Source organism: Aurantiacibacter marinus (genome assembly GCF_001021555.1).
In the GTDB taxonomy this organism is placed as follows: domain Bacteria; phylum Pseudomonadota; class Alphaproteobacteria; order Sphingomonadales; family Sphingomonadaceae; genus Alteraurantiacibacter; species Alteraurantiacibacter marinus.
In genome coordinates, this window is the sequence record NZ_LDCP01000002.1 from 466914 (window position 1) to 480967 (window position 14054).

General features: G+C 58.6%; 11 protein-coding genes. 8 read left to right on the forward strand and 3 right to left on the reverse strand.

Annotated features, from left to right (window positions below; all coding sequences use genetic code 11):
* Positions 1–2: 2 nt before the first annotated feature.
* Positions 3–1763, reverse strand: a complete 1761-nt coding sequence (locus AB731_RS08660) for an AmpG family muropeptide MFS transporter (protein WP_047093446.1) — start codon at positions 1761–1763, stop codon at positions 3–5.
* A gap of 96 nt (positions 1764–1859) precedes the next feature.
* Here AB731_RS08660 and AB731_RS08665 point away from each other — a divergent pair, with 96 nt between their 5' ends.
* The 6 genes from AB731_RS08665 to AB731_RS08690 all read left to right on the forward strand — a co-directional run bounded on the left by AB731_RS08665 (position 1860) and on the right by AB731_RS08690 (position 9170).
* On the forward strand, positions 1860–2636 hold the full coding sequence (locus tag AB731_RS08665; RefSeq protein WP_047093445.1) for a pseudouridine synthase: 777 nt from the start codon (positions 1860–1862) through the stop codon (positions 2634–2636).
* Complete coding sequence (gene rsmD, locus AB731_RS08670; protein ID WP_047093444.1) at positions 2633–3193, forward strand: 16S rRNA (guanine(966)-N(2))-methyltransferase RsmD; 561 nt, start codon at positions 2633–2635, stop codon at positions 3191–3193. The genes AB731_RS08665 and rsmD overlap by 4 nt, the downstream gene beginning before the upstream one ends.
* 50 nt (positions 3194–3243) lie before the next feature.
* Complete coding sequence (locus tag AB731_RS08675; RefSeq protein ID WP_082126421.1) at positions 3244–5562, forward strand: ATP-dependent helicase; 2319 nt, start codon at positions 3244–3246, stop codon at positions 5560–5562.
* 71 nt (positions 5563–5633) lie between these two features.
* Entirely contained in the window at positions 5634–6851 is a 1218-nt protein-coding gene (locus AB731_RS08680; protein WP_047093443.1) for a DUF418 domain-containing protein, read from the forward strand.
* 154 nt (positions 6852–7005) lie between these two features.
* Entirely contained in the window at positions 7006–7935 is a 930-nt protein-coding gene (locus AB731_RS08685; protein ID WP_047093442.1) for a hypothetical protein, read from the forward strand.
* Between the two features lie 401 nt (positions 7936–8336).
* A complete protein-coding gene (locus AB731_RS08690; RefSeq protein WP_047093441.1) occupies positions 8337–9170 on the forward strand; it encodes an FkbM family methyltransferase in 834 nt (277 codons plus the stop codon).
* A 22-nt stretch (positions 9171–9192) separates the two neighbouring features.
* On the opposite strand, the gene AB731_RS08695 is transcribed toward AB731_RS08690, so the two are convergent.
* Together AB731_RS08695 and AB731_RS08700 are read right to left on the reverse strand one after the other, a co-directional pair.
* Positions 9193–10635 carry a DEAD/DEAH box helicase gene (locus tag AB731_RS08695; protein WP_047093440.1) on the reverse strand — a complete coding sequence of 481 codons (1443 nt, stop codon included), beginning with the start codon at positions 10633–10635 and terminating at the stop codon, positions 9193–9195.
* A 128-nt stretch (positions 10636–10763) separates the two neighbouring features.
* On the reverse strand, positions 10764–11366 hold the full coding sequence (locus tag AB731_RS08700; protein WP_047093439.1) for a hypothetical protein: 603 nt from the start codon (positions 11364–11366) through the stop codon (positions 10764–10766).
* Between the two features lie 134 nt (positions 11367–11500).
* Here AB731_RS08700 and AB731_RS08705 point away from each other — a divergent pair, with 134 nt between their 5' ends.
* Both AB731_RS08705 and AB731_RS08710 read left to right on the forward strand, forming a co-directional pair.
* Positions 11501–12934: an FAD-binding oxidoreductase gene (locus tag AB731_RS08705; RefSeq protein WP_047093438.1), complete on the forward strand. Its 1434-nt coding sequence runs from the start codon at positions 11501–11503 to the stop codon at positions 12932–12934.
* 128 nt (positions 12935–13062) lie between these two features.
* The gene (locus tag AB731_RS08710; RefSeq protein WP_047093894.1) at positions 13063–13872 is read left to right on the forward strand and encodes a SapC family protein; all 810 of its coding nucleotides are present in this window, start codon (positions 13063–13065) and stop codon (positions 13870–13872) included.
* The last annotated feature ends 182 nt before the right edge of the window (positions 13873–14054 follow it).

The following is a 14054-nucleotide window of genomic DNA, read 5'->3' on the forward strand; positions in this document are numbered from 1 at the left end:
GCTTACTCTGCGGGTACGACCTTGGGATCTGGCGTCACCACACCGGCCGCGCGGCCAGAGCTTTTTTCGCGAATCCATTCCATGATGCACAGCACAACCGCCACGCCGCCAATCGCCGTGGTGAAAATGAAGACCCAGTAATAGCCGCGATCTTCGATCATCTCGCCAAGCGCGCCGCGCCCGAGCGTACCGACAAGCAGGGTAAGCGAGGACAGCAGTGCATATTGCACGGCGGAATATTTCTTCGACACGATGGAACTGAGCCACGCGACATAGGCCGCGCCCGCGATGCCGATGGCAAGGTTCTCCCACATGACTGTGAAGGTCAGCCGCGGCAATGCATCGGACCCGAAGGGTGCCATGAAGTTGATCAGCGCGGAGAAGCCGATCGCATCGCTGGCCGCCTGCATCAACGCCCCGCCCCGGGCCATATCGGCATACAGCAGGTTCGTCAGAGCCGCGAGAATTGCGCCCAGCGTAAGCGTGGCCATACGGCCAATCACGGTGATCAAATAACCACCGATGGCCAGTCCGGCGATGATCGCGCCGACGCCGAAGAATTTGGAGGCGAAGGCCACCTCGTCATTCGTATATTGCAGCTCACCCAGATAGAACGGATAGGCAAAGGTGCCCCAGATCGCGTCACAAATACGGTAGGTGAGCACGAGCGAGAGAATCAGCACGAGCGACCAGCCCATGCGGCCCACGAATTCCACCAGCGGCATCACCAGCGCGCGATAAAGGTGATCGGCAGCGTAGGAATTGCTCGCGCGCGGCGGGAGGTCTTCGGTCAGCAGATTCACGCCCTGCTTCTTCTGTGAAGCCAGCCAGCCTGCGATCAAGGCAGGGATCACAACCGTCGCGACGATGATCCACGGCCCCCAGGTGATCGTGAAATCGGTCGGGTTCGGGCGCTCTTCGGGCGCATAGGTCAGCGACATGAACATGAAGGTCAGCACACCGCCGATGGACACCGCCCACAGCAGACCGACAGCCATCAGCGCGCGGGCGCGAATCGCGGGCTCCAGTTCGCCCTTACGGCGCAGGCTCAGCAGCAATTCGTCTTCCGCTTCGCCCTCGATCGGATCGCCGACCTTGGCATCGGGCGCCCAAAGGCCCGCAATGCCGATCACCAGCAAGATCGCACCCATTACCAGGTAGGTTTGCGGCCAGCCAATTCGGGCGGCGATAATCAGGCCCAACGCCCCGCCAACCAGCGCCGCCAACCGGTAACCCATTTGATAGACAGTGGAGAGAATATCGAGCGTCGCGTCCTCATCGGCCACGTCGATACGCCATGCGTTGATGGCAATGTCCTGCGTCGCGCTGGCCAGAGCGCCGATGCCTGCCAGCAGGCTGAACCAGCCCATATTGCTATCAGTCGGATTGCTCAGGCTGAGCGAAATCAGGATGATGCCGAGCAGTATCTGCGCCGGCACAATCCATTGTTTACGCCTGCCAAGCTTCGAAAAGCCGGGGATCGTCACCTTGTCGATCAGCGGTGACCACAGGAACTGGAAGGCATAGGCCAGACCGATCAGGGAAAAGACTCCCATCGTCTCCAGCTCGACTTCAGCCTCGCTCAGCCACGCATACAGCGTGCCCAAAAACAGCGCGAATGGCAGGCCGCTGGCAAAGCCAAATAGCGCCATATACCCGCTCTTGGGATTGCGCAGAGAACGAAACAGCGTGCCCCAGCCGGGCTTTTTCTTCGGTGTTTCTGCAGCAGTTTCGCCAGCAGTTTCAGGGGCGGCTTCGGCCATGCGGCGTGCTCCAATTGGTCAGTTGGTTTCCGTCTAGCTGTAATTCATCGCAATGGAAGGCTGGATGAACGGGTCTTCAACGCCTAAGGGCAGGCAATGTCCGAAAATGATCGCTCAGCAGATCGCCCCGAAGGTGATCGTATCGCAAAATTGCTCGCCCGCGCCGGTGTCGCCAGCCGCCGGGAGGTGGAGCGCATGATCGAAGACCGCCGGGTCAAGATAGATGACGAGGTGGTGAAAACGCCTGCAACCTTCCTCACCAGCCTGAAAGGCGTGAGTGTTGACGGCAAGCTGGTCGGCAAGCCGGAGCGCACGCGCCTGTTCGCCTTCCACAAACCATCGGGGCTGTTGACGGCGGAGCGGGACTTTACCGGCCGCGCGACAATATATGATGCTTTGCGCAATGCCCTGCCCAAGGATACGCCGCGCGTTATGCCGGTGGGCAGGCTCGATCTGAATACCGAAGGCCTGTTGCTGCTGACCAATGATGGTGAGCTGAAGCGGCAGATGGAACTGCCCTCATCTGAAATCCCCCGCACTTACCGCGCCCGCACCTATGGCGACGTATCCCAGCAACAGCTTGAAACGCTGATTGAAGGGGTCGAAATCGAAGGCATGAGATACGGCCCGATCGATGCCAATCTGGAACGCCGCACGGGCAGTAACCAGTGGATTGAAATGACGCTGACCGAAGGCAAGAACCGCGAAGTGCGCCGCGTGCTGGAATACCTCGGTCTCGAAGTCAGCCGCCTTCTTCGCGTCGCCTACGGACCCTTCTATCTGGACGATCTGCCGCGCGGCGGTGCCGTGGAAATTCGCAAGGAAGACCTCGAACGCTTCCGCTCCACGCTCAAACCGGCGAAGGGCAAATGAGGATAATCGCGGGCGAATGGAAGCGGCGCAATGTGCGCGCGCCGGCCGGGGAAGGCACGCGACCGACAGCGGATCGGACGCGCGAGACGCTGTTCTCCATGCTCGCCAGCAGGCTCGGCACGTTCGAAGGCTTGCGCGTCGCAGACTTGTTCGCCGGATCGGGCGCCTTGGGGCTGGAGGCACTTTCCCGCGGAGCAGCGCATTGCGTTTTCGTGGAGCAGGATGCCGCCGCCATCCGCACCATCAGGGACAACATCGCCGCCTTCCGCGCCCAGCAGAAATGCGCAGTGACAGCCGGATCTGTGATGACACTCGGCGCGGCGAAAGCCCCCTTTGATCTCGTCCTGCTCGATCCGCCCTATGGCACCGGTGCGGGCGCTGTGGCGATTGAACGGCTGATACGACTGGGCTGGATCGGTGAAGCGACATGGGTCGCATTGGAAGTCGGCGCGAAGGAAGACGCCAAGGTCCGCGTGCTGGAAGTGGACAGTGAACGCAAGGTCGGATCTGCCAAACTGGTTCTGCTTAGGCACCCGGGTCCAACTTCAGCCGAATAACCCGCGCCGCGCCCTTGCGCCGCACCCTCCCGTTCCCTAGTTGTTCACGTGTGACTGACGCCCTTATCCCTGCCGAAAATGCCGGCGAAGACACCGGCCTGCAAAACGTGCCCGAATGGCTCGCCCGGCTGAACCAGCCGCAGTGCGATGCTGTGATGACGACCGAGGGCCCGGTGCTGATGCTGGCCGGCGCAGGCACCGGCAAAACCTCCGCGCTCACCCACCGCCTCGCCCATATCGTGCGCGAAAGGCGCGCATGGCCAAGCGAGATCTTGTGCGTCACGTTCACCAACAAGGCCGCACGCGAAATGCGTGAGCGAGTGGGCAAACTCAGCGGCGGAGCGCTGGAGGGGATGCCATGGCTTGGCACGTTCCATTCCATCGGCGCAAAGATGCTGCGCCGCCATGCTGAACTGGTGAACCTGAAAAGCAATTACACCATTATCGATACGGACGATCAGCTGCGCTTGCTCAAGACATTGGTGCGCGAGAACGAGATCGACGAGAAGCGCTGGCCGCCACGCCAACTGGCCGGATTGCTCGACAACTGGAAGAACCGGGGTCTGAACCCAGATGATCTGACCGCCGTGGACAAGGAAAGTTACGCGAACGGCAAGGGGCAGGAAATGTACCGTCTCTACCAGGCGCGGCTGATCAGCCTGAACGCATGTGATTTTGGCGATCTGCTGCTCCACATGCTCAATATCTTCCGCAAGCACCGCGATGTGCTGGAGCAATATCAGCAGCGCTTCAAATATGTGCTGGTGGACGAGTATCAGGATACCAATGCTGTCCAGTACCTGTGGCTGCGGCTGATCGCGCAAAAGCGCAAGAACATCTGCGTGGTGGGCGATGATGACCAGTCGATTTATTCATGGCGCGGCGCAGAAGTCGCCAATATCCTGCGGTTTGAAAAAGATTTTCCCGGCGCGAAAGTGGTCAAGCTGGAGCAAAACTATCGCTCCACTCCGCAAATTCTCGCCGCTGCCAGCGGGCTGATCCAGTCCAATAGCCAGCGCCTCGGCAAGACACTGTGGACCGATCTTCCTGCAGGCGACAAGGTGCGCATTGTCGGCGTGTGGGACGGGCCGGAAGAAGCACGCCGCGTGGGTGAGGATATTGAGCGACTGGAAAGCGAAGGCGCACCTTTGGAACAGGTGGCCATACTAGTGCGCGCGCAATACCAGACACGAGAATTCGAGGACCGCTTCATCCAGATCGGCCTCTCCTACCGCATCGTTGGCGGTTTCCGCTTCTACGAACGTTCTGAAATCCGCGATGCGATGGCATATTTGCGCGTGATTGCGCAGCCTGCGGACGATCTGGCGTTTGAGCGAATTTACAACCAGCCAAAGCGCGGGCTTGGCGCAAAGACGCTGGAGAAAATGTACCAGCACGCGCGCCGTCAGCGCCTCCCCCTCGCCGCCGCTGCGCTGGATCTTGCCGATACCGATGAACTGCCAGCCCGCGCTCGCAACACCACGGCAGATCTCATGCGATTGTTCGTGCAGTGGCGCGAAATGGCGGAGGCGGTCACACCGTCGGACCTGCTGCGCGCTGTGCTGGAGGATTCCGGCTATGACGCGATGCTGAAGGCGGATCGTTCGCCCGAAGCGGCTGGCCGCGCGGAAAACCTCGTCGAATTGCAGCGCGCGATGGAGGATTACGAAACGCTCGGTGATTTTCTTGAGCATGTCGCGCTGGTGATGGACAATGACGCTGCCTCTGATGAGGAAAAGGTCACCATCATGACGATGCATGCAGCGAAGGGACTGGAATTCGACAATGTCTTCCTCCCCGGCTGGGAAGAAGGCGTTTTCCCCTCGCAGCGATCACTCGATGAAGGCGGCTTGGCCAGCCTTGAGGAAGAACGCCGCCTCGCCTATGTCGCCATCACCCGTGCCCGGCGGCGCTGCACCATATTGCACGCAGCAAACCGGCGGATCTACGGACAGTGGACCAGTTCCATCCCCAGCCGCTTCGTGGAAGAATTGCCCGAAGAGTTCATCGCCAGCGAAACCACCATGACCGGTGGCCGCTCCCTGTGGCAGGCCAACTGGAGCGAAAGCGAAGACCCTTTCGCCCATGTCAGCCAGTCGCGCCCCGACCGATCGCAGCAACGCGGCCCGGGCTGGCAACGGGCACTGGCCACCGGCTACGAAACGAAGCAGACACGGGTGAAGGAAAATAGCCGTAGCGCCGCCAGCTTCGCCGCCAATCCGCGGGTCGATATCGCGCTGGGCGACCGGGTCTTCCATGAAAAATTCGGTTACGGCGAAGTGATCAGCCAGGAAGGCAACAAGCTGGAGATCGAATTCGAGAAGGCCGGGACGAAGCGGGTAATCGATAGCTTTGTTACCTTGGCCTGACACTTACCGATTGATGGGCGCGCAGCCACGTGCTTAAGAACGTCTGGGTCGCATAATCGAGGGGGATTAGCTTGACCAAGCAGGCATCATTGATCGCGCCATCACCGGCTGCGGATCGTTTCACGGAAATCGATGCTCTGCGCGGCTTCGCGCTTTTCGGCATTTTGCTGGCAAATTTGCCCAACTGGATGGGCATCGGCGTCGTCCCGCCCGATCAAATGGCCGTTCTTATGCGCGGTATCGGGCTCGAAAACTTCACCGCATTCTACAACGGCGTGCTCGACGGCAAATTCTATACGATCTTCTCGCTACTTTTTGGCCTCGGCTTCTCCCTACAACTTGAGCGGCTGGAAAAACGCGGCGCAGACGGGCGAGCTGTCTTTATGCGCCGGATGGCAGTGCTCCTGTTCTTCGGACTATTTCACCTCTCCTTCATCTGGGGCGGCGACATTTTAACTCTCTATGCCCTGCTCGGGTTTACGCTGCCGTTATTCCGCGGCTTGTCGGACAAGGCGCTGCTGGCAACAGCTGCGTTTGCAATCTTCGTCGTGCCCTTTGCCGGTGTGGCTTTGTTGAACACGCGCAATCCGGAATGGATTGCCCCCCTATTCGGTCAGGCAGACGCACTGTGGGTTGCCGCAGGTGGCAACGCAGACGATGATTATTTTGATGTGCTGAAGTACGGCGGGTTTTCGGAAGCGATGACACGCGCCGGGAGCTTGTGGGCATACAATATGGTCGAAAAGATCGAAAACTGGCGGATTTTCAAGGTGCTCGGCACCATGCTGGTGGGTATGTGGGCGGGACGGATGCTGCTGCGCGGGCAGCTTCTGGAAAACCGCCGCCTCCTGTGGAGCGTATTTCTGGGCGGTCTTGTTATCGCCCTTCCCACCTTGTGGATTTATGCCCAGCAACCACCGCATTCGCAAACGCATTGGGCGTCGCTACTGGGCACTGCACCTGCCGGGTTCGCCTATGCGGCGGGCTTCGTCTTGTTGCTTGACCGCCTACCGGCGCTGTCTCGAATATTGTCACCAGTCGGGCGAATGGCGCTTACAAACTATATAGCCACCAGCGTCGTGATGGGTTTCGTGTTCTACGGACTTGGACTGGGATTGATAGGCGATGTGCCGACAGGCACCGTTTACGGCATGGGTTTGCTTTTCTTCGGTGTTATGATCGGCTGGAGCCATTGGTGGTTGGCGCGTTACAAGCAGGGTCCGTTGGAAGCGTTATGGCGCCGGCTCACCTATCCCAAAAACAGTGCGGCGGTGCCAGCGGCGGCTTGAGCGACTTCAGAATTTGTTTGGGTTCGGCCCTGGTTTCAGACGTTCGAACTTCAGTTTGACGAACTGCTATTGGCATTGCGCCACGCATCGAATTTGCGCGGCCGGACCGGACATGCTTTTCTGTCCGAGCTGGATATGCCTTGGGGGGACCATAATGAAGCAAGTTCTTATCGCTGCCGCACTCGCCCTGGCGCTATCGGCGTGTTCCCCCGCACCTTCTCAAAGCGATCAGCCGCAAGCAAACACACTCGAGCTTGAGGTCCAGGGAATGTCGTTTGCCGGGCCGGATACAATCAGGTCGGGTTGGACCACCATTCGTGTCGTCAATAATGGCGGGATGACACATCATGCGCTGGTTTATCGCCTGCCCGAAGGGGTCACAGCGGAAATGGTCGACGAGCAGATTGTGGGCCCCATCCAGAGGAGCCTGACTGCGGCGATCGCTGGCGACACGGAGATGGCGGCACAACTCGCAGCAACAATGCCAGCATGGGTAGGTGACCTGACATGGCTGGGCGGACCAGGCATGATGTCTGACGGAGTGACCGGCGAAGCGACGATGTATCTGGAACCGGGCAACTATCTTGTCGAATGTTACGTCAAGACGAATGGAGTTCAGCACAATTTCAACCCGGAACCAGGCGAATTCGGCATGGTCTTTCCGCTGACGGTGGTTGCTGATGAGGGAGGAATGGCAGAGCCGGATGCCAATGTGACGCTGAGACTAACCAATGGCGGGTACCAAATTTCGGACGGCGCTTTCGTGTCAGGTGACAACTCCGTGCGGGTCAGGTTCGAGGAACAACGCCTCTATAACAACTTCGTCGGACACGACGCGCATATGTTCCGCATCGAGAGCGATACCGATGTCGATGCTGCGGCAAACTGGCCGGATTTCTTCCCGATCGACGGACAGCAAACACCGGCTCCAGCACACTTTGTGGGAGGTATCCATGACATGCCACAGGGAGCCACGGGCTATTTCACAGTGAGGCTCGAACCAGGTGATTACGGCATTACGGCAGAAATACCCGGTGCGAAGCAAAACGGGTTCTTTTTGCGATTCAGCCTGGACAATGATTAGACAAATTGCAGGCTGCTGATCAGTCAGGGTTAGATATAAGTCTTTCCTAAGCCGGGCGTCCTATGCAACCACTCGCCATGCTTTTTGACCATGCCTGATCTTGGCATTCGAATAAATAACCAGGCGCGGATATTTCGAATATTCACTCATGATCAAATTTTTGACGACACAAGTGTCACCCTATCCCTTTGACCTTTAATATATTGATTTCTTGATTTATTTTTGCAGTTTCGAAAGGTGACACCCTGTAACCATTGTCACCCAATACGACCGGACCATACGCAGATGCGTCTGCTCCAGATATCCAGAAAACGCCTTTCATTGATCGCTTTGTGACATCACCCACTTCGTATAGTGCAAGCGCAAATGCCGGTTGCCGGCCAAGCCTTGAAAGACTTGATTTGAACCCGATTTTCATCCGCCAGACTGGCCCGCTGAACTGGGCACGCCGCACTTTTGTCAGGCAGCTTTACAAGCGCGTGTTGAAGCGTGAACAGGTCATCACTCTTCCCAGCGGCCGCCCGATGACGCTGCCGTTGGGCAGTAGCTTTGCTTCAGAGATCTACATAACCGGCTGTAATGTCGATTGGGGCGCCGAACGGCTGTTTTACGACATGCTGACAGGCAAGGGCGCGTTTCTCGATATTGGGGCGAACATCGGTTATTTCGCGCTCTACATGGCGCCGCGCGCTACACGTACCTTTGCTTTCGAGCCTGATCCGCGCTCCATTGCACGGCTCGAAAGCAATTTAACCGGGCAAGGCGATATCGAACTGGTGCCCATGGCGGTCGGCCGAGAAGCCGGAACGGCGCAGTTTACTCTTGCAGGCGCGCCGGAGCTTTCCAGCTTGAGCGCTGCGGGCAGTTCGGGCAGTTCGGGCAACGCCGATACCGTCTCGGTCCCGGTCGTGACAATTGATGGCTTCGTGAAAGAGCGCGGCCTTCAGGTCGAGGCGATCAAGACCGACATCGAAGGCTTCGATCTTGATGCCTTGCTGGCCGCAACCGAAACGCTGAAAGGCCAGCGGCCGCTGGTTCTGACCGAAGCGCCGATGAACGCGGAAATCGCGGCGCTGGCCGAAGGGGTCGACTATGCCATCTGGTGCTATGCCCTGAACCGCGAAACAGGCACGAAACGGTTTATCGAAGGCAAGAACCTGAAAAGCGCAGAAAGCGCCAAGATGTTGTTTATGGTGCCTTCGGAGCGAGTTGGGGAACTGCGCTCCAAAGCTTGAACATCATCACCAATCGACAAGGTCAGCCTTTGAAACCGACCTCCAGGAAGCCGGGCTTGGGTCCGTTCCATTCACCAGCTTCCACCGGCCCATCGTCCTGATCACGGCGACGCGGCTTCCGTGCTTCCTTGCGCGGTTCTACATCGCGAGCTTCTTCGCGCTTGGGCCTGGTCTCTTGCTTGCGCTCTCGCGGCTTGCGTTCGGGCGCATCTTCACTCTCCGGCTTTTTGCCCCGTGACCGCGTCCGCTTATCGTCTGATTGCTGTTCCTCCGGAGCGTCCTCACGCTCCTCGCGCTTGGCCCTGGATTTCGGTTTTGCGGCAGCGTCGGGCAATTCGACCCGTACGTCTTTCTTGCCAAAAACATTGATCTTTGCACCGGTCAGCTTTTCGACATTGTCGATCGCCTCGGCATCTTCTGGCGTTACGAAGGTGAACGCGCGGCCCTTGTTTCCAGCGCGGCCGGTGCGGCCGATGCGATGGACATAATCGTCCGGGTGCCACGGCGTGTCGTAGTTGAACACATGCGACACGCCTTTGATGTCCAGCCCTCGCGCGGCGACATCGCTGGCGACCAGGATGTTGATTTCCCCATCCTTGAAACGCTGCAATTCCTGATTGCGCGTCGCCTGATCGATATCACCGTGGATTTCGCCGGAGCGGAAACCGTCGCGCTGAAGGCTCTTGTTAAGATCGCGCACAGTGGTCTTGCGGTTGGAGAAAATAATCGCGGTGTCTACCAGATCGTTCCGCAGCAGCCAGGTCAGCGTGCTCTTCTTGTCACGTGCACCAACCGGCACTTTGAAAGCGGTGATATTTTCATTGGTCGATGCCGCGCGGCTTACTTCGATCCGCTTGGGATTGGTGAGAAATTTCTTGGCCAGCTTCGCAATCGGCGGCGGCATGGTCGCGCTGAACAGCATGGTCTGGCGCGGTTCGGGCAGTTTTTCACAGATGAATTCGATATCGGGGATGAAGCCCATGTCGAGCATGCGGTCCGCTTCGTCGATCACCAGCAGTTCACAACCGTTCAGCAAGATTTTGCCGCGTTCGAACAGATCCATCAACCGCCCGGGGGTTGCGATCAGTACGTCGACGCCTTCATTAAGGGCCTTCACCTGGTCACCCATCTGCACGCCGCCAATCAGCAGCGCCATTTTCAGATCGTGATTTTCGCCGTATTTTTCAAAATTCTCGGCAACCTGTGCCGCCAATTCGCGGGTTGGTTCCAGAATGAGGCTGCGCGGCATAAGTGCGCGGCGGCGGCCGCTGGCCAGAATATCGATCATCGGCAGCACGAAGCTGGCCGTCTTGCCGGTGCCGGTTTGCGCGATTCCAATGATGTCTTTCATCATCAGGACGGCGGGAATAGCCTCCGCCTGGATCGGCGTGGGTTCGGTGTAGCCGGCGTCATCAACGGCCTTGAGCAATTCAGGAGAAAGGCCGAGATCGGCGAAAGTTGTCAAAATATAGGTTTCCGGAAAGTAAGGTAGCCATGCGAAGGTGCATTGGCATCGCGCCGCCTCTAGTTCGTATCAAGGCGAAAAGTCAAGATTTCCGCAAGGCGGCGTGGAGGATTGAGAACGGGGCGTTACTAGTCGGCAACGGCCACAAGTCGCGTGAAATCGTCCACCTGGCAACTTGCGCCAGCCCGGGATTGCAGACGGTCCCGTGCAACACACAAGCGCCTGTCTTCGCTACGCTCAATGTAAAAGCCTGCATAAAAGGCCCGCGCGGAACAGCCATTTTCCAGTGAAGCTGCGAGAATTTGATCGCCGCCGGTGAAGAACAGCAACCGGTTATCGTTGGTGGGCTGTACGCCAATCACGTCTTCTGCATCGATGCAATTGCCGTGATCGACCTCTTCATACCGCGTCCGCATGGGACGGCGTGGCAATTCCGACATCATTTGCCGACGGGCTTCCTGGGCTGCAGGACCGATGCGAATAACAACGCGGCGTTCGATCCGCACCTGATTCTGCAAAGCCGGCTGCCGCGCCCGCTCCAGCGTGTCGAAAGGCGCCTCTGCATCAGGATCGAAGCCAAGGACCGTGCCGGGCAGCGGGATCGATTGGCTCCATGTTTGTCCCGGCCGCGACGGCGCTGCATCCTGCGCCTCCACACGCGGTACCATCTGCCCCGCCAAAAGCGGAACGGTAATGGCGACAAGCGCGAGAAGGGCGAAAAGGCGTTTCATGCAGGTTGTAGCTCCGCAAAAGCAAGTCGGCGCCCGCTTCTGAATGTCTGCGTTCTAGCGGCAGGTATTGAATGGCGGCTTAACTGGTCGATTGCCCTTTGCAAGCCTGCCCGTCCAATGGCATTTGCTAACGAATGACCCAAACAGACGCATTTCTAGACGCAGCCCGGCACTTGCTGGGCGAACGCGGGATTACCACCGATGCTGAATTGGTGTCCCCGTGGCTGACCGATTGGCGCGGGCGGTACACCGGAAAGGCCCGCGCACTCGCATCACCGGCCTCGGTGCAGGAAGTCGCCGGTCTGGTGAATCTGTGTAGAAAATTCGGCGTGCCGATCGTTCCGCAAGGCGGCAACAGCGGCATGTCCGGCGGCGCCACACCTGATGACAGCGGCGATGCGATCGTCCTGTCTTTGCGGCGGATGAACTCAGTGCGCAAATTTGACAGTGAAGCGAAACAGATCACCTGCGATGCCGGGCTCATTTTGCAGGCTTTGCATGAGATGGCAGAGGCAAAAAATCTGCGTTTCCCGCTAACCTTGGGTGGCAAGGGCTCTGCCACCATTGGCGGGCTGATATCGACCAATGCAGGCGGCACGCAGGTCCTGCGCCATGGTTCGATGCGCGCGCAGGTGCTCGGCATAGAGGCAGTTATGGCGGATGGAACGGTTTTCGATTCGCTCACCCCGCTCAAGAAGGACAATCGCGGTTTTGACCTCAAGCAATTGCTGATCGGTTCCGAGGGAACCCTCGGCATCATAACAGGTGCGACCTTGCGGCTTGTACCTGCATTGGCACAGCGCGCCGTGTTGTGGGCCGGGCTTGGTGAACTGCGCGATGCGCGCAAGCTGCTCCTCCACGCGGAACAGATAGCGGGCGACGCGCTAGAAGGGTTCGAGGTGCTGCCACATCATACGCTTGCGTCGGTATTGGATCACAACCCGGCGGCGCGCTCGCCCTTGCAAGCGGACCATGCGTGGTACGCACTTGTCGAATTGGCAGCCGACACCTCTGCCGGCGGAAATCTTTCGGCGCTTGCCGAACACTTGCTGGAGGAGGCATTTTCAGCCGGCTTGCTGGAAGATGCGACCATCGCAGCAAACGAAACCCAGGCGGAACAATTCTGGGCAATCCGCGACGGAGTGTCCGCTGCCGAACGCGCTCTTGGCCCGGCGATGCAGCATGACATCTCCGTACCCGTTGCCAGGATGGCCGATTTTGTCGTGGAGACCGTGCCCAAGGTAGAAGCGAAATTTCCCGGCACGAGGGCAGTCGCCTTCGGTCATCTAGGAGACGGCAACGTGCATTTTCACGTGCTTGCACCAAAAGGCGCGCAGTCCGGGGTGTGGGAATTGGAAGAAGGCAAGGCCATCAGCGGGCTTGTGCATGATCAAGTGACGTCATGGGGCGGCTCCATCAGCGCTGAACACGGCATCGGGCAGATGAAACTTGATGAATTGGCGCGATTGGCAGACCCGGTGCATCTGGCGATCATGCGACGGGTGAAACAGGCGCTTGATCCTGATCACCTGCTTAATCCCGGCAAACTGGTGCCCGACCTGGATTAGAAGCTGCACTGCGACTTGCATGGGACGCACGCACACATTAAGGCCCGCGCGCAACATTACGGTATCTGTGGCAGCGGTGAATGCTGCGCGATGGCTACCTACCGACAATCCTGACCGGAGAGATAATCATGGCCAGCGCGCCGAATTCCACCCTGCCCGTCCTTTACAAAGACCTCGTTCCCCTCAACAGCAATGACCACCTGACGTGGAAGGGCCGCACTACGGACAAGGCGCCGTGGATCGCCAGCCAGCATGCGATTCCGCTTACTGTTGAAGAATTTCCGGTGGCGCAGCGCGACTATCCGATCGTATTTTCATCCGGCGAACGCCCTGTTCCACTGGCGCTGATGGGCCTGAACGAAGGCGTAAACGTGTTCTTCGAAGAAGACGGTACGCCGATCGGCACACCATATGTGCCGGCGTACGTTCGTCGCTATCCTTTCCTGCTCGCCAAGCTGCAGCAGGATTCGGATAATCTTTCGCTGTGCTTCGACCCGAGCAGCGGCCTTGTTGGTGATTTTGAAGAAGGTCAGCCACTTTTCGGAGAAGATAAGCAGCCGAGCGAACATTGTCAGGCATTGCTGCAATTTTGCGAAAAGTTCGAAGAAGCGGGCAACAAGACCCAGCTTTTCATGGACGAGTTGACCAAGGCCGACCTCCTGATGGACGGCGAAATTTCCATTCAACGCCGCGACAAGCCGGATCAGCCATTCACTTACCGCGGCTTCCGCATGGTAAATCAGGAAAAGCTGCGTGAACTGCGCGGTGACCAGTTGCGCAAATGGAATGAAAACGGCCTGTTGCCGCTTATTTTTGCCCACTTGTTCTCACTGGACCTGATGCGGATGATTTTCGCCAGGCAGACCGAACAGGGCAAGGGCCCGATTGCTGCGGAAATGGCCAATGTCGCCGCAGAAGCGGAGGCCCCGAAAGCCTAACGGCAACCTGCCTTGTAATTGCGATCGGGCGCGGCTTGGCAACAGGCGGCGCCCTTTTGCTGTGCACTTGAAATTTGGGCTCTCATTCCTAGATTTCAGAGGTCCGGTCGCCGCTCCCCTCATGGCGCGGCCGGATTGGCGCACCTTGGTGCGCCACCTCCCTGAACCTTGGCCGCCTCGTG

What these genes read in the sequence shown, in the direction of transcription:
- AB731_RS08665 (WP_047093445.1), top strand. Translation starts at nt 1,860, where the DNA reads ATGTCCGAAAATGATCGCTCAGCAGATCGCCCCGAAGGTGATCGTATC.
- AB731_RS08685 (WP_047093442.1), top strand. Translation starts at nt 7,006, where the DNA reads ATGAAGCAAGTTCTTATCGCTGCCGCACTCGCCCTGGCGCTATCGGCG.
- AB731_RS08710 (WP_047093894.1), top strand. Translation starts at nt 13,063, where the DNA reads ATGGCCAGCGCGCCGAATTCCACCCTGCCCGTCCTTTACAAAGACCTC.
- AB731_RS08660 (WP_047093446.1), bottom strand. Translation starts at nt 1,763, where the DNA reads ATGGCCGAAGCCGCCCCTGAAACTGCTGGCGAAACTGCTGCAGAAACA.
- AB731_RS08700 (WP_047093439.1), bottom strand. Translation starts at nt 11,366, where the DNA reads ATGAAACGCCTTTTCGCCCTTCTCGCGCTTGTCGCCATTACCGTTCCG.
- rsmD (WP_047093444.1), top strand. Translation starts at nt 2,633, where the DNA reads ATGAGGATAATCGCGGGCGAATGGAAGCGGCGCAATGTGCGCGCGCCG.
- AB731_RS08705 (WP_047093438.1), top strand. Translation starts at nt 11,501, where the DNA reads ATGACCCAAACAGACGCATTTCTAGACGCAGCCCGGCACTTGCTGGGC.